Here is a 19,155-nt window from a genome sequence, read left to right as displayed (position 1 = left end):
TCCAGCGAGCCGAGGGCAACTTGTTGCAAGCCACCACCTTCCTGAATCGAAAGGCGCTCTATCTGCGTCCCGACCCCGCGCGGGTGATCGTGCGTCCGTTCAAGCCGGCGACTGAACCGCGCGATCTCAACCCGACCGACAAGACCCGCGCCAACCATATCGTCGACCGGGTTCTCGCCCTCGATTCCGAAGCCGTTACCGGCCAGCTCGCCGATGTCCTGGAAAATTTCCAGGGCCGGCATCGCAACCTGCTGGCGACGTTCGAGGCCCGCGCCGACGTCATGGAACAGGCGTTGTCGGCTCACGGCACCTTTTCCACCGTCCAGCGCCAGCTGATCGGCGCTTATTTTCTTCACGAGTATTCGTTCGAAGCCTCGGCCTTGTTCAACCCCTCTATCGTGCCGCACCCCGACCAGTCGGACGCGCCGAAAGGCGGCTTGCGCTTCATTCTCAGTCTGCGTGCGACAGGCGAAGGGCATGTGTCGTCACTGACGTTTCGGGTCGGCGCCATCGCTGCCGACGGCAGCCTGACCGTGGATCCGACGGCTCGCCTTGCTTCGAGCCCCCGGATTAGCCGCCGTGTAACCGGACCCGAAGGCGACTGTATCGAGTTGACGTTCAATTCCGACGAGGAACTCAGCGAGCGCGTCATTTTTCCGGTTACCGAATCACAATCCAACGGCATTGAGGATGCCCGCTTTGTCGAATTCCGCGATGGCGATCGGAAGACCTATTACGCGACCTATACCGCCTACAGTGGACGGGCGATCCGTTCGGAATTGATCGAGACCAGCGATTTCACCTCGTTCCGGATGACGCCCCTGAAGGGTGCGGCGGCTGGCAACAAAGGCATGGCGCTGTTCCCGCGCAAGATCGGCGGCAAATACGCCATGATCGCGCGGCAGGATAACGAGAACCTGTATCTGATCTATTCCGACGACCTCTACACATGGGACGGCGGTGAGGCCATTCTGAAGCCGGAATTTCCCTGGGAGTTCGTTCAGATCGGGAATTGCGGGTCGCCGATCGAACTCGATGAAGGCTGGCTACTGCTGACGCACGGCGTCGGCCCGGTCCGCAAATACTCGATCGGCGCGGCGCTGCTCGACAAGAGCGACCCCTCCAAGGTGCTTGCGCGCTCGCGCGAGCCGTTGCTGCGACCTGAACCATCCGAGCGCGAAGGATACGTTCCCAACGTCGTCTATACCTGCGGGGCGATGCGGCACAACGACCAGATCATTCTGCCGTACGCGGTGTCGGACACCTTCTCCAATTTCGCGACGATAAAGATTTCAGCGCTGATGCAAGCGATGAAAAATTGATTGCCATCTCGGCCGGGGCTACGCGCGATGTGCGCATGACTTCGACGACTGACATTTGGGAGACGTTATGGCCCGCGAAACCAGTTATTTCGTGCAATCATTCAACGCCGGTAAAGGCGGAAACCTTAAGGCCGATGCTCCGATAGCTTGCAAATCGGCAACAGGCGCTGTCCGAACCGCTGAGCGATTGGCGTTGAGCAAACTCGGTGTCGTTGCCTTCTCGTCCACCGGCGATCCAGAGATGGGCGATTATGACGACGAGCCTACGGTCATCTTCCGTAACGGCCAACTTCCTTCTGCCTTCGACTGACATCCTGGTCGCGGTGGTTGCGATATGGGTCAGGCCGAGACCCAACTAATGCATAGCTATTCGGCAACAAAGGGCGCACAGTCTTGAATGCGAGTCCTCGCGTCCCGCGAATGAACGTCCTTGCCCAAACTCCAGACTTGCCGCGGAAGATCAATTGAAGCCTGGCGCGCTGCGCCACGTCAAATTCAGCATTCGATAACTGTGTCATCGTCAACCCCTGGGAGATCAGCATGGCCAAAGGCGAGCAGAAGGGTAATCGGGAGTCCAAGAAACCCAAAAAAGAGAAGATCAAGACAATTGCCGCAGCGCCGAGCCAAAAGACCGCGGGATGGCAGCCGTCCTTCGGTTCCGGCAAAAAGAAATAGTGACGCAACGGCTACGTCAGTATCTGACGAATTTATGGGGCAAGCGCATTTGATCGCCAGCGCGCTGGCGGCTCTGTTTGCGGAGTGCCGCCCGATTGGCCAACGCCTTCGTGGAACGGGCGTGTTTTGATTGTGGATATGCAGCGGGTGATGTCACCCGCAAAAGGAAACCAGATGAAAATGACTTTTGCGGTATTGGCGCTCTGCGCATTCGCGCAAGGCGCTCTCGCCGCCGGACCAGATTGCCGCGCGATCGAAAGCACGAGCGGGCGGCTTGCTTGTTACGATGCGGCCCATCCTCCGAAGATGGAAAAGCCCACAGCTGTTGAAAACGACGCATCGCGAACCGCATACAAAGACCCCTTCATCGTCGAAGACGCCCGAACTGCCGCCAAGCTGAAGACTATCTGTCGCGGGTGTTGAAATGAGCGGATAACACGATGTCTCCCGCTTCGCGCAGACAGCGTGGAAAAAGGCACGACCATGGCCAAAGCGTCTGACTACGACATCGTCACTTTTCAGCGGAAACCCGGACGCTGGCGCGCCAATGTGACGCCGATTGTTCAGATAGCCACAAGAAGGCAGGGCTTGACGATCCTGGGATTTGTCACGACAGAAGACAGCAGCTCCGAAGAAAGTGCGGCCATTGCGGCCGACAAAGCTATCAAGGCGCTGGACGACTCGTAGTCGACCCGGTCGCTGGCCGCCTGACACCAAGCCAGCGCACGAGCCTTTTTCGCGGAACTATTGCCGGAAATCGAGACTGCGCAAGATGATGCCGGGAGGCGTGCCTTCGAATTCCCTGGCAACGAATTTGCGAGCGGCGCGCTCCTCGATCCGATCGCGCAGCCGCATGAATTGGGCTTCGCGCTCGTCCGGTTTGCTCTTTGCCAGGCTTTCCAGATCATCCAGGGCGGAGGTGCTGATCGCACATGGTATCTCCTTTTGACCGTCGATCATCGAAAACAGGATCACCATCCGGTCATATTCATAGCCGCGAAAGCTGCCGCGTGTGAGTGCCATTTGATTTGCCTCCTGCGTAAGGGCTTTCTTCTCGAAGATGCCGTGACGTCGTATCAAGGCAGGATCGCCCTTTGTCCCTGCCTCGATCTATACGGTGGGCGCGCCTCGTACGACTTTCGCCGGTGGCGGATTGATCTCGGCGATTTTGCGAAGGCAATCGGCTTCGGTGTCATGCGGGCCTGAGACGAACGTTCCGCTGACTTTCGTGCTGTACCAGCCCGACACAACGCCGAGCCGGAGCGACTCTTCGGTTTTGACGTGGCGAGGCGAAAGATTTTGCATGTAGAGCATGAAGTGTGCTTTCAGGTCGGCGCCGAATTTTTTTCGAACGCAGGGTGAAGTTTTCCGGTTGTTCGGCGAACAACCATTCGCTCAACTCTCATCGGAGAGCCGGGCAAAATCCGCAAATACCGCCGCGACCAGATCGCGATGATGGGTATCGTCCGAGCCCAAGCCCGCGGCGTATAGATTCAAGACGTAGCGCGCCTTGGTGGCCGCCTCCGGCCAGGAAGCGGCGGGAACGAGCAGAAGCTGGTTTTCGATTAACCCCTGCCGATCGCGCAGGCCCTTTGCGTTGCTCTCGACGTCGGCCAGAATCCGCCGCATGTCGGTCGCTTTCTGTGCGGCCATGCCGCGGTGGCTGTCGAGATCGAGCGGCTTGTCACTCACGCGGCACTCGCGTCGTTGCGCTGCGCGTCGGACAGCGCGACGGAGGAGATGGAAATCATCTCCATCGTCGAACTGCGCGGCCCGGCCGCCGGCACCATGATCATGGTGGCAACACGGCGGAACGCGGGGAATGACAATCCTTCGATCATCTCCTCATCGGTGATGACCTCATAAGCACCCGCCGACAGCAGGCGATCGATACCCTTGATCCGGAAGGGGTGCTTGAAAGTGATGGTTTCCCGCCGCGAGCGTGTGGTCATGCCGGACTCGCTTTCGAACGCAGTTCTGCTTTCGCAAACAGCTCTGCCCCGGCGCCGTCGTTGTGCATGCATCACCGTGCGCTCTTTCGGCCCGATTAGCTATCGCTTTCTCGCGCCAGCGGCGGCGTCATGCCGAATAACCCTCGCCTGGCCTTGTATTGGGCCGCTTTCGTAGCCATCTCCGCCGTGCGCCGGAATTTTTTTGGAAATTTGCAGGCCAAATCGTCGCGCAATCCGGCTCAAGGCCTGCAGCGATACGTTCAAACGCCACTTCGACCGCCGTTCAGGAGCCGCCCCGGTGCTACTCAGCGAAGGCGGCGTGCTTTTGCTGCTTGGCGCAAACGACTGGAACTCGGGGCTTTCGGATGAAGATTCGCGTCGGCTTCGAGATGATCTACGACTTCCCGCAGCCGACGCCCATCATCGCGGTGCTCGGTACGCATTTCACGCGGGCCTCCGACATCGTGGTGCCCGATTATTTGACCACCAGCCCTGCCGTGCCCATCACGCCCTATCGTGATGGCTTCGGCAACTGGTGCAGCCGGTTCGTCGCGCCAAGGGGGCGCATGCGGCTTGCGGCCGATGGCACGGTGCGCGACAGCGGTCTGCCCGATGTCATCGTTCCCACCGCTTCGCAGCACGCGGTAGAAGATCTACCGGCGGAGGCCATCGTCTATCTGCTTGGCAGCCGCTATTGCGAGACCGACCGGCTTTCCGATGTTGCGTGGAAGCTGTTTGAGAAGACACCGCCGGGATGGGCGCGGGTCCAGGCGATTTGCGATTTCGTTCACAACCACATCGCCTTCGGATACGAGCATGCGCGGGCAACCATGACCGCGTGGGAGGTGTTCAACGAGCGCAAGGGCGTGTGCCGCGACTATGCGCACTTGGCCGTCGCGTTCTGCCGCTGCATGAATATTCCGGCGCGATATTGCACCGGCTATCTCGGCGACATCGGCATGCCGCCGCCCTACGCCGCGGGAGATTTTGCCGGCTGGTTCGAGGCCTATCTGGGCGGCCACTGGTACACCTTCGATGCCCGCAACAACATTCCGCGGATCGGGCGCGTGCTGATCGCCCAGGGACGCGACGCCGCCGACGTTCCGCTTACCCAGACTTTCGGGCCGAACACGCTGGTCAGCTTCAAAGTATGGACGGATGAGCTGGTCTAGCCGGCGGGACAGCACGTACCCTGGTCGACATCACTTGCTCAGCGTGTTCTTGTAGATTCGGCCATCCTTCATGATGACGACAAAGTTCTTGTCGGGATTGGCGACAAGGTTGAGGTCCTCGAGCGGATTGCCATCGACGAGCAGGAGATCCGCAAGTGCCCCCGCTTCGACGACACCGAGCTTGCCGGGATAGGGATTGATGAAGCCGGAGAGAGCCATCAACTCGCCATTGTCGGCGGTCGCCATCTTGAGCGCTTCGGCGGGCGTGTACCAGCGCACCATCATGGCGAGATATTGCCCCTGCCGGCTGGCAGCCCCGGCATCACCCAGAATATCCGCGCCCCAGGCCGTCTTGACCTTGTACTTCTTTGCAAGCTTGTAGGCGTTCTCGGTTCCCGCGAACACCACCAGCGCCTTCTTCTGCGACACCGGGCTCATCCGCGCGAAAACGTCGGCATCGTAGGTCAGTGGCTGCAAGCTCCACCAGATACCCTTGTCCGCCAGCAACTTGGCGGTGGGCTCGTCGATCAGCTGGCCGTGTTCGATGCACTTGACGCCGGCGGCGATCGCTTGCCGGATCGTGTCCGGCGTATAGGCATGCACGGCCACATAGGTGCCCCATCCTTCGGCCGCCTCGACCGCGGCATGAAGCTCCGCTTCGGTGAACTGGGTCGACTCGATCGGATTGTGAGGAGAACTGATGCCACCGCCCGCCATCAGCTTGATCTGACTGGCGCCATGTCGCAATTGCTCACGCGCGCGCAGCCGCACCTCATCGGGGCTGTCGGCAATGGCCGCGACGCCGGCGATTTCGGACTGGCTCAACGGCCCTCCCAGCGTCCGCGGAACTTCGTAGCGAGCCCGAAAGTCTCCATGGCCCGAGGTCTGCGAGATCATCGCGCCCGAGGGATAAATTCGCGGACCGACGGTGACGCCCTCGTCGATGGCGCGCTTCAATCCGAACACAGGACCACCCATGTCGCGGATGGTGGTGAAACCCCGCATCAGCGTCGCCTCGGCCTGTCGCGCCGCCAGCAGGTTGAGATAGCCGGGATCGGCCGTCGCCAGGACCGCGGGAGACACCGCCGCCATGAACATATGCCAATGCGCGTCGATCAGGCCCGGCATCAGCACGCGGCCGTTGCCGTTGATCACGGCGGCGCCGGCCTCCGTGGCGGCCGGGTTAGCCGATATCTGCTCGATGATGTTGCCTCTCACGAGCACGCTGGAAGGCGAAGACAGCGCGGCGTTCCTGCCATCGAAGATGCGGACATTCTGAAAAAGCGTCGCCCCGGCAGCAGGCAAAGCGGGGGCGGCCTCTTCGGGTCCGAGCTCCAGCGCTTCGTATTGCGCGAGACCCGGCTGGTAAAGCCCGAACAGCAGCGCCGCCGCCAATAGCGGCGGACATAACATACGCTTCACGTGAAAATTTCTTGAGTTCATCGTGCATGCTCCTCTTGGAAGGCAAGAGACCCGTTACACCATTACTCTCCGCAGCCGTTCACGAACGGTGGATGCGGGCACTCGTTCAGTTGCCTCGCCCAAGGCCGATGCGCCAAAGGCGGTTAGACTAGTTCGTTGACAAAGCCGTGAGAAAAACGACGGTGAATCTTTTCTTGTCGCGGTCATTTTGGCTGACATTTGGATCGTCAACCCTAGCACGACATGCATGCCCAAGCCACCGCGGGAGTAGCTGCTTGCAGCGTTTACGAATTTTAAACTTTTCGCGTGACGATGCGCCGGACCGTTTTGCCGGAAGAGATGCTGACGCGCTGCTCGTCGAGCAGAATCTTCGATCCCGTCAAAGCCTGCAACACCAGACCGGCATCGAAGGCGGCATAGAGCCGCCCGCGTTCGTCGCGCCGGTCGTGCCCCTCCGTCGCCCGCCAGCTCAGATAGAGCGTCCCCTCAGGCTTTAGGATCGCCATCAGCCGCGCCACCGAGGCGGCAATCGCCTCCCTTGGCAAATGCATGATGACGGTTTCGCAGAACACGTTGGTGAAGCTTTCCTCCGCGATGCCGGAGAGCTCCGGCAACGTCACGGGGCGAAATTGAATATCCGGATGCCGCCGCCGCGCCTCAGTGAGCAAGCCCTCGGACGCATCATAACCGGTCGCGGCAAAGCCATTTTGCGTGAGCCATGCGGTATCGCGGCCGCTGCCGCAGCCGATGTCGGCGGTTTTTCCCTGGCGGAAGAAGCGGCGGATGATGTCGTAGATGTCATCCGGCGCAGGCTGCGATTCCCAGTCGCAGGCAAACGAAGCGGCGTTCTGCTCATAAGCTTCAAGCGTTGCGCGGTCCATGCACGACGTCGCTCTTCGCGAGATTGATCGGCACCGACAACAAGTCAGCGCCGGTGGTGAGGGCCCGATCCTACTAACGCGACGTTGGAGCACAGTCTAGGATGAAAGCTGCCTCTCCTCGTGCACCCGGGGGGTGACTGTCGACGGTCGATCGGATGGACGCCATTTTCGCACCGCGGGCTTCTCCGTCGTACCCAACGTCGATAGCAGCGCGTTGTTGACCTCCTCGATCCGGCCAAGCTTCACCAGCACCCGGTTCAGGCCGATAAAGCCGTCGGCCTGGTCCGGCCACAAACTCATGGCCCCGAGATACGGTTGGTTTAGTCGGATCGCAGCAGCTCACGGCTTGACATAGGTCCAGCCCTGCTCCTGCAGCTCCATGACGCGCACCACGCCGGACTTCACGACTTTCGCCTCCGGAATAATAGGAATTTCCTTGTTCTCGGCCTTATGCATATTTTCCTGGGTATTGCCGCAAGCCTCGAAGGAAATCGCGGGCGTGCTCTCCGCGATCGCCTTGATCCGCGCCTTGACCGGCGAGGTGTCGTCACGCAGCATATGCAGGCCGGGACCGTAGGTGACTATCTCGATCGTCACGTTCTCGCCGAGGTCCTTGTAATATTGCTCGACGTTTGTCGCATTGTTGAGCGCGAGATTCATCATCGCAGGGTCGTTGGTATTCACCTGCAAGATCAGGCGATGCAGCTTGTTGTGGTCGGCGGGCTGCTTCAATATCTGCGCCGCCGTTTGCTTCTTCGCCAGCACCGCCGCCGATGCCGGCGCGATGATGAGGAGGGCTAAGCCGCCCACGACCAATCTGACAGCATTTCCAAACTTTATCATCGTGCCTCTCCCATGATTGTTCGATGACCATCAGTTGCGTGGCTTGGCAACGACGCGTGGCCACTTGCACGCCGAAGCTACTTTCTCTCGCACCATCTTCAGTCCGCTGAGCAGAAAATGCCCGTCCTGGGCGGCGCCGGCTCGGGTCGAGAGATGGACGGCGAAGTCGCCCTGTTCGGGAAGCGACTGCAACAAGCGGACGACATCGCCCGTGAACGCGGCACCTGTTCCAAACGAAGGCGGGCCTGCCGCAAGCTGCACCGGCTGATCGTCATTGATGCGGTACGATATGGCATGGTCCTCGCCGCTGCGGATTGCCGATCCTGCGAGCACCAGTTCGGTGCGGCCACCGCGGCAGTAAATGGAGAGCTGCATTGACGAGCCATCCGGGCCGCCGCGAGAAAGCGTGGTGGCGACAACCATCGGTGTATAGTCCACCGGCGAGGTGGTCTCGCTGACAATCCAGTTGTCGCCTGCCGACGCTGGGCGGGCCGGCGGCGCGATGTTACGTGACAGATTTTCCAGACATTCCAACCGCGCTGCACGTTCCATGAGGGAGCAGGCGCGAAGATGCGACATCGCATCGCTCGCGCCTTGTGCGAAAGCGATTGCTCCCGCGACGTTGAAGGCGACAGACAGTGGGATCGCCGCGGTCTTCATTGAGGCGCCTGCGCATTCCGCGCCTTACGATCCAGCCATTCCTGCGCCGCCGAGAAGCGAGTGAGTCCGGGCACGGTCGCAGCGAGGTTGATCGACTTCCATTTCGAGTCGAAACCCGGCGCCTGCAACCTGTCGAGCCGGGAAAACAGGTAATCGACGAAGCGGGCTACACGCTGATAGCGGTTCGATTTTGCCGGCCAGTTGTACGCGACCAGAACGGTCGGTACCGCGATCGTGGACACACGTTCGCCTTGCTTGATCAGATTAGGATAGTCGCTCGCCTCCAATACCGCGGGAAGATAGTAATCCTCGAACCTGCTTTCGTAGTTTACTGGTAGGAACTTGAAGCCGGGCTCCCAGCGTCCGCGCACGAAAGCGTCGACCGGCTTCGACGTGATGAAAAAGACCGCCGCCATCTCGCCCTTGCGCATTTGCTCCAGCGCGACCTGATGGGGAATGAAGGTCTTCTCCACGTCAATGCCGAGGCGGCTGAAGATCACGGGCCCCGTATAGGCGGCGGCCGTACCCTGGGTGTTGAAATTCACTTTCTTGCCGGCGAGATCCTGCAGGCTCTGGATCTCCGGCCGAACGAACACGTGCACCTCCGACGGGAAGAGATTGAGCAGGTAGGTGATGCGGCTCTGTATCTGCGGCACTTGAATCTTGTACTCTTCGAGCGAGTCGGAACTGATGATCGCCATATCTACGCCACGCAGATAAAGGAGCGAATTCAGATTTTCCGTGGGACCACGGGTGACGATCGGCAAGACATGCAGGTTTGGCCCGTCGTCGACGACGCGGCCCATCTCCGCGGCCAGGCGAATAGGCGCACCCTCAAGCAAGCCGCCGGCGAGGCCGACGGTCCAGGCGTTCATCTTCTCTTTTTCCGCCTCGTGCGCCGTGACGCGCCGTGACGGGCCTGCATCCAAATTGGCTCTCTGCGCCTCCACGACAGCCGGCAGAAGCGCCAAAATGACCGGCGCGAATGCGGCGAGCAGGAGTGACAAACGCCGTTTCAGAATCCTGTTCATTCTATGAACTCCTGTTGAGCACCAAAATTCGGCTTCTCCTCCTAACGCAACGCGCTGAATCGATCCTTCGCCTCCTGAATGCCACCCGCTTGGGCCTTCGCATAAAACTCGCGCGCCTTGCTCGCTTCGCCGCGCGTTCCGTACGTCCCCCAGGCCGATAGAATGATGGGATCGTACGTCTCCGCGAGCATGAAGCTGGCCTGAGCGCTGCCCATCTCGGCAGCGCGCTCGAGCACGATACGTGCTGCACCGATATTCTCCTGGCCGAGCAGCGCGCTGGCGCGCGCGATCAACCTGGCCGCTTCCGGACTGCCTTGCGGTTCTGTGGTCGCTGGCTGCACGGTCGCGGTCGCCTCCGCGGCTGGTGTCACTTCAGCGCTCTGGCTGTTCGCGGCGTGCTCAGGCGCAGCGCGGCCATCGAGCGTGCGCCGCGTGGCTTCAAGATCCCGCGCCATTGCTTCGGCCCTGTTGCGCTCTTGCTGCAGAGATTGCTGCAGTTCGGCCGTTGCGCTCGCGGCCGCCTGCCTGAGCTGCGCTGCTTCGCCGTCCGCCTTGCGCAACTGCGCTGCCTGCGTCTCGACCTCCCGCCGCGCCTTCGCGAGTTCGCTTGCCAGCGCCTCGACCCTGTCGTGCTCCTGCTGCAGTTCCGCCGTCACCCTCTCCGAGGTCTGCTTGAACTGCGCCGCATCGTCACGCGCCTCGTTCAGCAGCGCAGCATTTGTTTCGATTTCGCGGCGCGCAATCGCCAGTTCGCGCGACGACGCCTCGGCCCTGTCGCGCTCCTGCTGCAGCTCCGCCGCCGTGTTCTCCCCAGCCTGCTTGAATTGCGCCGCATAATCGCGCGCCTTGTTCAGCGCTACGTTGGTTTCGATTTCGCGGCGTGCAATCGCCAGTTCGCGCGACGACGCCTCGGCCCTATCGCGCTCCTTTTGCAGCTCCGCCGTCGTCTTCTCCCCACTCTGCTTGAATTGCGCCGCATCGTCGCGCGCCTTGTTCAGCAGCGCTGCGTTTGTTTCGATTTCGCGGCGCGCCATCGCGAGTTCGCTCGCCAGAGCGACACTGCGAGCGCGTTCCTCTTCGACCGCGTGACGATGTTGCCCCGCGCTCGCTGCCAGTTCTTGTCGCGCGGCGGTCGCCTCCTGCACGAGGGCGGCCGCTTTTCCGTGCTCCCGTTCGAGCAATTGTGCGCTCGTCGCGGCCTCCGTCCGCAGCTGCAGATTGAGCCCATCGATAGTGTGGCGGGCCTCGGCAAGCTCCTTCGCCAAAGCCTCGGCACGCTGCTCCTTCCCCAGGGATTGTTGCGCGTCCGGCACGGACGCCGCTACTGCCTGCTTGACCGCCGCAGCCTCCAGCACCGGCTGCGCACTGGCATGATCGCCTTCGGCCCGCCGCTGAAGCGCCGATAAGTTGGTTTTCCGCCAGTCCCGGCTCGCCTGGATCTCCTGCTTAAAGATATCCTGGAGACCGGGGTATCGCGCCGCATAAGCGGCGACCTCGGCGTGGAAATACATGCCGATGAACGCCGCCGCGAGGAGGGTTGCGGCGATCGGGGAGGTTGCAAATCCCCGCCGCGCATGCGGCCGACGCTTCGCTTCGGCCGCAGTGGCCTGCGCCTTGACGGTCGCAACGGTCGTCGGAGTAGCCGACGCAACCGAACGAGGTGCAATGACGTCTTTGGTTGTCGGCCGTTGTGGCGCAGTCCGCCTCGGCGAGAAAGGGAGGAAGCCATAACGGCGTGCGCGCGACGTCGGCGGCCCGGCCCGGGAGGGGCTGGTCGATACATCGAGCCCTTGCTCTTGCTTAAGAAAATTTTCCCTCGGCATCGGGTACCAATGCGACGGCGCGATCTTGGTCGGCTCGCCATTTTCACCGACCCACTCACCCGTCTCTGCCGACCAGTGAACGACATCATAGGTGCCCCTCGCATCATCCTCGACGATGATGACGTTCCCGTCCCGCGGTGCGGTCTCAATCGTGCGGCGCATGCAAAGGACCCCTCCGGATCAAATTGAAGACTCCCCATCTAGGACGAAAGCTGCCTCTCCTCGTGCAGCCGGGGGGTGACTGCCGACGCTCGATCGGATCCCCGCCATTTTCGCACCGCGGGCTTCTCCGTCGTACCCAACGTCGATAGCAGCGCGTTGTTGACCTCCTCGATCCGGCCAAGCTTCACCAGCGCCCGGCTCAGGCCAACAAATCCGTCTGCCTGGTCCGGGCTCAACTTCATGACCTCGAGATAAGGTTGGATTGCCTCGGCATGCTGCCCCAGGCTTTCGCAGGCCTGTGCCAGACAAAGCCACGCCTTGGGCGCGTCGGGACGGACCATGGTAAGCGTCTTGAACAGCCGCTTGGCTCCGGCATGGTTATCGTTCGCGACAAGCAACTGCCCAAGCCGGTGCAGCGCATCGGCGTGCTTTGGCTGAACATCCAGGATCCGCCGATAGCCACGCTCCGCCGCGGCAAGGTTACGCTTTTGGTGAAGGTCGGTCGCCTGTTCCAGGACGTCAGGAATGCTCCGAGGGTCGATCCCGTCACCGAGGTTCCTGCCGTTCCTGGTCTCCACCAGCGTGCAATGGATCTTGCGCTCCGCACAATGGTACGAATATTTGTAAGGCTCGTTACCACGCAGAAAATCGTATTCAGAAAAGCCGTTTTCGATCGCGTGACGGATGCTGAAGGCATGCAGGAGCAGTCCCGGAGGCGGACCGTCGAAAGCCTCGTCGCGCCCGGTGATATAGAACGAGAAGGTCCGCTTGCGCTGATCCACCAGTGTGGCCAGCGCCGCGACGGGCCGGTCGCCCTGCCAAAAAGTCGGCAGGAATACCAATCCGGACTTGAAACTGCGCGTCAGCGTGATGGTGTTGGAGCGAACCAGTTTGTCGGTCAGATCGCCTTTGCGGGGTCGCCACTTGATCGCCCAAAACCGCAGCAAGGTGTCGAGGTCCCGCGCGAAAGTCTCAGGGGTCGAAACGGTAATCCGATATTCGCCGTCGGCATCGACCTGCTTCAGAAGACGCCGGATCTTCTGCCGTGTATTGGCGCTCAGCGACAGCAGATAGGCTTCCCAATCCTTCGGCAGCGCCGCGTAGGGGCAGACACTGTTATCGATGCCGTCGTTGTTGCCGACCCTGTTCACCTCCGTCACCTGGAAATTGGCCTTCGGGAAGTAGGCCAGCAACAACCGGAAGCGCCGCTCCGACATCCTGACATTTTCAAGGTTCAAGCGCGCCCAATGCATTTGCTTGATGTAGCGGGCAAAGGCGGGGATGACCTTGCCTTCCGCATCAGGCGCGCAAACCATGCCGGTATAATCGGCAGAGAAGTTCCCCGCCATCTTCACTTCATGAAGAACGTCCTTCTCGATCGTGGTCTGCAACCGCAACGGAAAGAACGCGACATAGGGTGCGTCGGTGCTGTCGGCCGCCTTCGCCGCCAGGATGAACCATGGGCCCTCGATATGCGACAGCCACCCGTTCAGCCATTTCCACGACAGAAATATCTGGGCTTCGGGATCCGCATCGTAGACGGCGTTCCAGTTGTCCTCGAGCTTGGCCAATGAAGGCAACGTTTCGATGATGTCGATATGCACGGTGCACGCCTTTCCAACCTGATGCGTTTGGTTCCTTGTTCGATGCCTAGCGCTCCCGGAATGCCCGCGACATGCTGTCGTGGATGGGCTTGACGATGTATTGGAAGAACGTCCGTTCCGAGGTTTTGATATAGACCTCCGCCGGCATGCCGGGCGTCGGGCTGAAGTCCGGAATTTTCCGGCTCTCTTCGCTGTTAAGCTTGACGCGGACCATGTAGACGTCGGTCGGCCCGACCTGCTGCGACTTCTTCTCGTCGGCCAGCGTGTCCGCCGACAGATAGATTACGTCTCCGGAAACCATCGGCGTGATCCGCTGCTGGAGCGCGGTGAGCCTCACCGTCGCCTTCTGACCGTGCTTGACGCTGTCAATGTCCTGCGGCCGCAACCGCGCCTCGATGATCAATTCCTCGTGGACCGGCAACAGCTCCATGATGTTCTTGCCGGCTTCGACCACGCCACCCTGCGTGTGATAGCGCAGCTTCACCACGACGCCGCTGACCGGTGCGATAATCCGGGTGCGGTCGAGCACGCCCTTGGCGCCCAGCATGCGCTCGCGGACGTCGGCCAGTTCGCCGCGGACCTCGTGCATCTGCTCGACGGCGGTCTTGATCGCGGTCTTGCGCACGCCGTTGATCTGCTCGACCGCACGCGCAATGCGCTCCTTGGCATCGCCGACGTCACCCATGATGCGGCCGATCTCGCCTTCCAGGTTTGCCTTCGATCGCTGCAGCACCATCAATTCAGGCTTGCGCACAAGTCCGGCCTGCACCAGCCGATCCTTGGTCTCGATTTCCTCGTCGAGCAGCACGATCTGCTTCTTCACCCCTTCGAGCTGCACCCGCGATCCCTGTATTCTTTCTTCCAGCGCCTTGATGCTGTCGTCGATGCCCTTGATGTCGCTGTTCATGTTGTTGCGGCGCGCCGTGAACGTCATCTTCTGGCTGTCGACGATCTCTTTCGCCTCGGGCGAGACCATCAACGCATTGGTCACGTCTTCCGGCCAGCGGATTTCCGGCTCCTCGCGCATCTCGGCCTGCAGTCTGGCGTCGATCGCCGACAACCTGACGCGACGCAGATACAGACGCTGCAACTCCGCTCGCGCCGTGGTGTCGTCGAGGTCGAGCAGGAGCTGGCCCGGTTCGACGGTGTCGCCTTCGCGGACATAGATGTCGCGGATCACTCCGCCTTCGAGATGCTGGATGATCTTGTTCTGCCCGGTGGCCACGAACACGCCTGACGCGACCACGGCGCCGGCGATCGGGGCCATGTTGCCCCAGACGCCGAAACCCATCGTCGCCACGAAGAGGATCAGGATGCCGCCAACGGTCGGAAGTTTCGTCGATCGCGGCAGGGAATCATACCAGCTTCCCTCTGCCTCCGCGGTGCGGACTGCAATTTGCCTGCTGGCCATCGCTTAACCTCGTTTCTCGAAATCCGCGGTTGCTATGCGCTCGAAGGTGGCGGATCGCCCGGCCCGCCCGGGATATTGGGCGGCTTGCGCCCGGTGATCATCGGAATGATCTCGTCGCGGGTGCCGAAGGCCTGCACGGCCCCCTGGTGGAGAATCATGATCCTGTCGACACTCTGCAGCAGCGCGGCGCGCTGCGTGATCGTCACCACCGTGATTTGCTTCTCCTTGGTGCGCAGCAATGCCTTGGCGAGCGCCCGCTCGCCGTTCGCATCCAGGTTCGAGTTTGGTTCGTCGAGCACGATCAGCCGCGGGTTGCCGTAAAACGCGCGCGCGAGCCCGATCCGCTGCCGCTGGCCGCCCGACAGCGGACTTCCATCCATGCCAACGATCGTCTCATAGCCTTGTGCAAAGCCTGAGATCATCTCATGCACATCAGCCGTCTCGGCCGCGTCGAAGACATCCTCGTCGCGGGCATCCTCGCGCATCCGCCCGATGTTGGCCTTGATCGAAGCGGGGAACAGTTGCACATCCTGCGGCAGGTAGCCGACGCTCTCGCCGAATTGCCGCGGATCCCAGTTGCGCAGATCCATCATGTCGAGACGTACGCTGCCCGCGGTTGGAATGATGGATCCGACCAGCATCCGCGCCAGCATGGTTTTGCCGGTGCCGGAATCCCCGACAATGGCAAGCGATTCACCGGGTTTGAGTTGAAAGCTGATGCCGTTCAGGATCACCTTTTTGTTCGGCGGCGGCACGTAAAGAATTCGCTCGACGTTGAGATAACCGGCGGGACGCGGCAGTCGCAGCCGCTCCATGTTGAGCGGCGAGTTCAGCAGCAAGGTTTTGACCCGGGCATAGGCCGAACGCGCCTGGACGAAGCTGCGCCAGCCTTCGATGGTGCCTTCCAGTGGCGCCAGCGCCCGGCTCGCCACGATCGATGCCGCAATCACCATGCCGCTGGTCATCTGGCTTTCCAGCGCCAGCCACGCGCCCCATCCAAGGATGGCGATCTGGGTACTCAGCCGCAGGAACTTCGACAGCCCCGTCATCACGATATTGCGGTCCTGCCCGATCACCTGGGCCTTCAACGATTCCACGGTTTCGCGGCCCCAGACCTGGACGCCCTCGGGAATCATGCCCATCGCATTGATGACCTGGGCGTTGCGGGCCATCGATTCCGCCTGCAAATTTGCTCTCGCCCCGTAATTGTTCGCCTGCGTGAACGAAGCCGCGGTCACGCGCTGGTTCAAAAGCGCGACCGCAACAAGGGCAACGCCGGACGACAGCACAATGAAGCCGAGATGCGGATGAATCAGAAACACCACGCCAAAATAAACCGGGGTCACCGGCGTATCGAACATGGTCAGCAGCACCGGACCGGTGATGAATGACCGCAGATGCTGCAGGTCGGCCAAGGTCTGGAATTCCCGGCTGGATCCGCCCTGCGCAGCTTTGGCGGCGGCGCTCAAAACCGGTCCGCCCAATCGGGCCTCGGTCTCGACTGCGACGCGCATCAGGATGATGCGGCGCATCATGTCCATCAGAACATGCGCCGCGATCGCAATGACCACGATCATGGTCAACATCATCAGCGTGTCCGTGCTGCGGCTGGTCAGCACGCGGTCGGACATGTTGAACAGATAGATCGGAATGGCGAGCACCAGCAAGTTGACCGCAACCGAGAAGACGCCCACGGTCACGAGGTTGAGGCGCGCTCTCGCAAGACCCTTGCCAAGTACATCGCGAAACTCATGGTCGCTGGAACGCCTGTGCAACGGCGGCGCTCCGCCGCGACCACCTCCACCGCCTCCGCCGCCGGAGCTGCCACCACCGTCCCTGTCGCCGCCGCTCTTCAACGGCGGAGCAGGAACCGGCTGCTCGATCACGACGGTGGATCCCGGTGCCCGGCTCTTGCCCTCCTCCCGCAAGGATGGCGCGACCGGCGGCGGCTCGGCGATTTTGGCACGCGATGCAGACGCTCCCTCATCTGCAAACTTGACAAAGGGATCGTCAACGGGTGCGGATGCATCAAGCGTCGTCCGCAGCGGAATTATCCTGGCCGTCCTCGCCGTTCCATCGTCCGGTTGATTTGGATGTGCTCCCTGCGCACCGCTAAAACGATCGTCCCCGCCCAACGACATTTACCGCTCCTGCCATGCTCATGGTCTGTTGGAATGATCCTGAAAGCCTCGTGCTAGCTCAACATGCTTGCCATCGGATCGTTGTGTGCGACCGTCGGCACGATGGCGGGAGCGTGATGTGTGGGGTCCTGGCTGTCGTTGACGAAGGCGATCAGCTCCGGCACCAGCGCATGGGTGTCGGCATTGACGGCCTTGTCCTGGTGGGTCGGGAGCAGGTTGGCCTGCACCAGAATTGAATCGGTGTAGACGTGTCCGTTGACGTAGGCCTTGTCCGGATTGACGTCGATGATCGCGGCGTCGTTGGCCAGCCTGTCGTGTCCGGTGCTGACCGACTGCGTTACGGTTCCGTCCGGGTGGTATAACAACGCGCCTGCCGACGGCTGGTTCTGCAATTGATAAATGACGTTGACGTCGTCGGTGACGTTGTTCTGCCAGACCGCATTGACGTCGTAATAGTTGCCGGTGATGTAAAGCACGTGGAAGGTGCCGCCACTGCCGGCGATGGCGGCGCCGAGGTTCGGATCGAGCGAGGTCGCGCCGGAGGCAAGCAGGCCATCGATGGTCTTGGCATCGACGCTCAACGGGCTGAAGCTGTTGCCGCCATAATTCTCGATGGTCCCCTCGTTCAGGAGGTTGTTATGGCCTGAGGTCACCGACTGGGACGGATCGGTGCCGTCGGCCGCCATCTTGATCTGATCGTTGTTCAAGAGGATGTTGTTCTGAAAAATCACGTTCATGCCGTGATAGGCGCCCTGCACCACGATCAGGTCGTAATGGATGGTGCCATCGAAAATCCGCGCCAGGTTACCGAGCTGATTGTTGCCGCCGACGAGATCGTAGTGGGTATCGGCGCTGGTCTGCGTGATGATGCCGTTGTGAAGAAGATAGTTGTCCTGGATCACCGAATGGACGTTGTAGTAGTCGCCGTTGACCACATCGACGCTCCAGTTCGGGCCGGCATAGGTGACCGGAATCGTGCTGTAGACGCCGGGATGTTGGACGAAGTCGGCGATGTTGGTGGCAACGTTGTCACCGGTCGTTATCGATGGCGTGCCGATTCCGCCCGACACACTGATGTGGTCGTGGTTGATCGTCGTGTTGGTCTGGAACATGGCGTCGGTCTTGAAGTAATCTCCCATCACCACCATGGTTCGCGCCGAATGCGTCAGGTCGACGATCAGGGCCGCGTTGGTGCTGTCGTTGCTGCCAAGGACCGCCCATTGGCCGAGCCCGTGGCCGGTGTCCGGCAGCGGCGCTGGCGCGGCTAGCGGCGTCTGGTCTGGAGGCGGCGTCGCCGGGTCCTGCAGCACGCCGTTGAGGTAGTAGCCGGGCTGGACCGAATGCGCGTCCGGCATTCCGCCGTTCGCCGCCCAATTGGCGTCATGCGCGTTCAAGAAATCCGCAGCCCCGGTGCCGTTCTGGGGAATCCACCAGTCGCTTGGAATATGGGCGTTGGCGTCGTCGGCCATGTGCTTGATGGTGGCCAAGGTGTCGGCGTCAAGCTGCAGGGCCTGGCCGTCGGGAAGAACGGCACCCGCCGGCAGTATGGTGACGTCGTTGAACATAAGATTTTGCTGGTGGACTTCGATTTCGCTCTGCGCGTCGCCAGGCTGGTACACCACCTTGATATGATGCTCGATGTGGTGTCCGCCTCCGCCACCGCCCGCACCACTAGCCATCGGCAGCAGGATGTTCGGAAGCGGCGAAGGTGGAAAGGAATCCGGCTCAGGCGGCGGCAGATCGCGCAGATGCTTGATCGGAGCAAAGCGGGCCAAATGAAGCGGATCGGCCGGTATCAAGTCCGGCGCCGGACCCGCGACGATGTCCATGTCGTCAGGCGTGAACGGATGATCGTAATGCGGACGCGGCGTGGTGTAGTCATCCGACGGACGGGCCGCGAGGCTCTCATCGTATTCGATACGGTCGCGGGCGATGTCCTGAAAGATTTGCAGATATCCTGCGAAATGCGAGATGATTTCAACGAAGCTCGCTGACGCCATAGGAGCCTCCCTCCAGCCGTGAACTGTTATGGCCGCGCAGCGACCATCCAGCTTCT

General features: G+C 61.3%; 21 protein-coding genes. 6 read left to right on the top strand and 15 right to left on the bottom strand.

What is annotated here, in order from left to right; translation table 11 throughout:
- Positions 1-23: 23 nt before the first annotated feature.
- The 5 genes from B5526_RS23810 to B5526_RS23795 all read left to right on the top strand — a co-directional run bounded on the left by B5526_RS23810 (position 24) and on the right by B5526_RS23795 (position 2,684).
- Complete coding sequence (locus B5526_RS23810; protein ID WP_079545256.1) at positions 24-1,322, top strand: glycoside hydrolase family 130 protein; 1,299 nt, start codon at positions 24-26, stop codon at positions 1,320-1,322.
- Positions 1,323-1,389: 67 nt separating this feature from the next.
- On the top strand, positions 1,390-1,632 hold the full coding sequence (locus B5526_RS23805; protein WP_079542229.1) for a hypothetical protein: 243 nt from the start codon (positions 1,390-1,392) through the stop codon (positions 1,630-1,632).
- 230 nt (positions 1,633-1,862) lie between these two features.
- Positions 1,863-1,997: a hypothetical protein gene (locus tag B5526_RS39480; RefSeq protein ID WP_283807551.1), complete on the top strand. Its 135-nt coding sequence runs from the start codon at positions 1,863-1,865 to the stop codon at positions 1,995-1,997.
- Between the two features lie 174 nt (positions 1,998-2,171).
- Positions 2,172-2,420: a hypothetical protein gene (locus B5526_RS23800; RefSeq protein ID WP_154071416.1), complete on the top strand. Its 249-nt coding sequence runs from the start codon at positions 2,172-2,174 to the stop codon at positions 2,418-2,420.
- Between the two features lie 42 nt (positions 2,421-2,462).
- Positions 2,463-2,684 (top strand): hypothetical protein, encoded by a 222-nt coding sequence (locus B5526_RS23795; protein WP_079542223.1) that lies wholly within the window; start codon positions 2,463-2,465, stop codon positions 2,682-2,684.
- A 57-nt stretch (positions 2,685-2,741) separates the two neighbouring features.
- On the opposite strand, the gene B5526_RS23790 is transcribed toward B5526_RS23795, so the two are convergent.
- From B5526_RS23790 to B5526_RS23775, 4 genes are all read right to left on the bottom strand, one after another.
- Positions 2,742-3,020: a DUF1488 domain-containing protein gene (locus tag B5526_RS23790; RefSeq protein WP_079542221.1), complete on the bottom strand. Its 279-nt coding sequence runs from the start codon at positions 3,018-3,020 to the stop codon at positions 2,742-2,744.
- 87 nt (positions 3,021-3,107) lie between these two features.
- Positions 3,108-3,302, bottom strand: a complete 195-nt coding sequence (locus B5526_RS23785; RefSeq protein WP_079545254.1) for a hypothetical protein — start codon at positions 3,300-3,302, stop codon at positions 3,108-3,110.
- Positions 3,303-3,392: 90 nt separating this feature from the next.
- Entirely contained in the window at positions 3,393-3,689 is a 297-nt protein-coding gene (locus B5526_RS23780) for a hypothetical protein (protein WP_079542219.1), read from the bottom strand.
- A complete protein-coding gene (locus B5526_RS23775) occupies positions 3,686-3,949 on the bottom strand; it encodes a hypothetical protein (protein ID WP_079542217.1) in 264 nt (87 codons plus the stop codon). The genes B5526_RS23780 and B5526_RS23775 overlap by 4 nt, the downstream gene beginning before the upstream one ends.
- Before the next feature lie 365 nt (positions 3,950-4,314).
- Here B5526_RS23775 and B5526_RS23770 point away from each other — a divergent pair, with 365 nt between their 5' ends.
- Positions 4,315-5,121 carry a transglutaminase-like domain-containing protein gene (locus tag B5526_RS23770; RefSeq protein WP_079542215.1) on the top strand — a complete coding sequence of 269 codons (807 nt, stop codon included), beginning with the start codon at positions 4,315-4,317 and terminating at the stop codon, positions 5,119-5,121.
- A 30-nt stretch (positions 5,122-5,151) separates the two neighbouring features.
- Here B5526_RS23770 and B5526_RS23765 read toward each other — a convergent pair whose 3' ends face one another.
- From B5526_RS23765 to B5526_RS23715, 11 genes are all read right to left on the bottom strand, one after another.
- The gene (locus B5526_RS23765; RefSeq protein ID WP_197688365.1) at positions 5,152-6,564 is read right to left on the bottom strand and encodes a metal-dependent hydrolase family protein; all 1,413 of its coding nucleotides are present in this window, start codon (positions 6,562-6,564) and stop codon (positions 5,152-5,154) included.
- A gap of 272 nt (positions 6,565-6,836) precedes the next feature.
- Positions 6,837-7,424, bottom strand: coding sequence for a class I SAM-dependent methyltransferase (locus B5526_RS23760; RefSeq protein ID WP_079542211.1), 588 nt, complete (start codon positions 7,422-7,424; stop codon positions 6,837-6,839).
- Between the two features lie 96 nt (positions 7,425-7,520).
- Positions 7,521-7,724 carry a hypothetical protein gene (locus tag B5526_RS23755; protein WP_079542209.1) on the bottom strand — a complete coding sequence of 68 codons (204 nt, stop codon included), beginning with the start codon at positions 7,722-7,724 and terminating at the stop codon, positions 7,521-7,523.
- A gap of 39 nt (positions 7,725-7,763) precedes the next feature.
- Positions 7,764-8,267, bottom strand: a complete 504-nt coding sequence (locus tag B5526_RS23750) for a DsrE family protein (protein ID WP_079542206.1) — start codon at positions 8,265-8,267, stop codon at positions 7,764-7,766.
- Positions 8,268-8,297: 30 nt separating this feature from the next.
- Entirely contained in the window at positions 8,298-8,927 is a 630-nt protein-coding gene (locus B5526_RS23745) for a hypothetical protein (RefSeq protein WP_079542204.1), read from the bottom strand.
- Entirely contained in the window at positions 8,924-9,958 is a 1,035-nt protein-coding gene (locus B5526_RS23740; protein WP_079542201.1) for a TAXI family TRAP transporter solute-binding subunit, read from the bottom strand. Before B5526_RS23740 ends, B5526_RS23745 begins: the two co-directional genes overlap by 4 nt.
- 41 nt (positions 9,959-9,999) lie before the next feature.
- The gene (locus B5526_RS23735) at positions 10,000-11,943 is read right to left on the bottom strand and encodes a hypothetical protein (protein ID WP_079542198.1); all 1,944 of its coding nucleotides are present in this window, start codon (positions 11,941-11,943) and stop codon (positions 10,000-10,002) included.
- 38 nt (positions 11,944-11,981) lie between these two features.
- Entirely contained in the window at positions 11,982-13,547 is a 1,566-nt protein-coding gene (locus B5526_RS23730) for a GNAT family N-acetyltransferase (protein ID WP_079542196.1), read from the bottom strand.
- 46 nt (positions 13,548-13,593) lie between these two features.
- Positions 13,594-14,958: an HlyD family type I secretion periplasmic adaptor subunit gene (locus B5526_RS23725; RefSeq protein WP_079542193.1), complete on the bottom strand. Its 1,365-nt coding sequence runs from the start codon at positions 14,956-14,958 to the stop codon at positions 13,594-13,596.
- A 32-nt stretch (positions 14,959-14,990) separates the two neighbouring features.
- Positions 14,991-16,844, bottom strand: coding sequence for a type I secretion system permease/ATPase (locus B5526_RS23720; protein WP_433994593.1), 1,854 nt, complete (start codon positions 16,842-16,844; stop codon positions 14,991-14,993).
- Positions 16,845-17,152: 308 nt separating this feature from the next.
- Positions 17,153-19,099 carry a hypothetical protein gene (locus B5526_RS23715; protein WP_079542191.1) on the bottom strand — a complete coding sequence of 649 codons (1,947 nt, stop codon included), beginning with the start codon at positions 19,097-19,099 and terminating at the stop codon, positions 17,153-17,155.
- Between the last annotated feature and the right edge of the window lie 56 nt (positions 19,100-19,155).

This window comes from Bradyrhizobium lablabi (assembly GCF_900141755.1).
GTDB lineage: Bacteria > Pseudomonadota > Alphaproteobacteria > Rhizobiales > Xanthobacteraceae > Bradyrhizobium > Bradyrhizobium lablabi_A.
The sequence above is the reverse complement of the archived record's forward strand: the minus strand, read 5'-3'. Positions and strand labels throughout refer to the sequence as shown.

Bases quoted from the DNA above. Each gene is read 5' to 3' on its own strand.
- B5526_RS23765 (WP_197688365.1), bottom strand. From the start codon at position 6,564: ATGAACTCAAGAAATTTTCACGTGAAGCGTATGTTATGTCCGCCGCTA.
- B5526_RS23745 (WP_079542204.1), bottom strand. From the start codon at position 8,927: ATGAAGACCGCGGCGATCCCACTGTCTGTCGCCTTCAACGTCGCGGGA.
- B5526_RS23790 (WP_079542221.1), bottom strand. From the start codon at position 3,020: ATGGCACTCACACGCGGCAGCTTTCGCGGCTATGAATATGACCGGATG.
- B5526_RS23750 (WP_079542206.1), bottom strand. From the start codon at position 8,267: ATGATAAAGTTTGGAAATGCTGTCAGATTGGTCGTGGGCGGCTTAGCC.
- B5526_RS23785 (WP_079545254.1), bottom strand. From the start codon at position 3,302: ATGCAAAATCTTTCGCCTCGCCACGTCAAAACCGAAGAGTCGCTCCGG.
- B5526_RS23735 (WP_079542198.1), bottom strand. From the start codon at position 11,943: ATGCGCCGCACGATTGAGACCGCACCGCGGGACGGGAACGTCATCATC.
- B5526_RS39480 (WP_283807551.1), top strand. From the start codon at position 1,863: ATGGCCAAAGGCGAGCAGAAGGGTAATCGGGAGTCCAAGAAACCCAAA.
- B5526_RS23760 (WP_079542211.1), bottom strand. From the start codon at position 7,424: ATGGACCGCGCAACGCTTGAAGCTTATGAGCAGAACGCCGCTTCGTTT.
- B5526_RS23775 (WP_079542217.1), bottom strand. From the start codon at position 3,949: ATGACCACACGCTCGCGGCGGGAAACCATCACTTTCAAGCACCCCTTC.
- B5526_RS23740 (WP_079542201.1), bottom strand. From the start codon at position 9,958: ATGAACAGGATTCTGAAACGGCGTTTGTCACTCCTGCTCGCCGCATTC.
- B5526_RS23800 (WP_154071416.1), top strand. From the start codon at position 2,172: ATGAAAATGACTTTTGCGGTATTGGCGCTCTGCGCATTCGCGCAAGGC.
- B5526_RS23755 (WP_079542209.1), bottom strand. From the start codon at position 7,724: ATGAGTTTGTGGCCGGACCAGGCCGACGGCTTTATCGGCCTGAACCGG.
- B5526_RS23770 (WP_079542215.1), top strand. From the start codon at position 4,315: ATGAAGATTCGCGTCGGCTTCGAGATGATCTACGACTTCCCGCAGCCG.
- B5526_RS23715 (WP_079542191.1), bottom strand. From the start codon at position 19,099: ATGGCGTCAGCGAGCTTCGTTGAAATCATCTCGCATTTCGCAGGATAT.
- B5526_RS23725 (WP_079542193.1), bottom strand. From the start codon at position 14,958: ATGGCCAGCAGGCAAATTGCAGTCCGCACCGCGGAGGCAGAGGGAAGC.
- B5526_RS23805 (WP_079542229.1), top strand. From the start codon at position 1,390: ATGGCCCGCGAAACCAGTTATTTCGTGCAATCATTCAACGCCGGTAAA.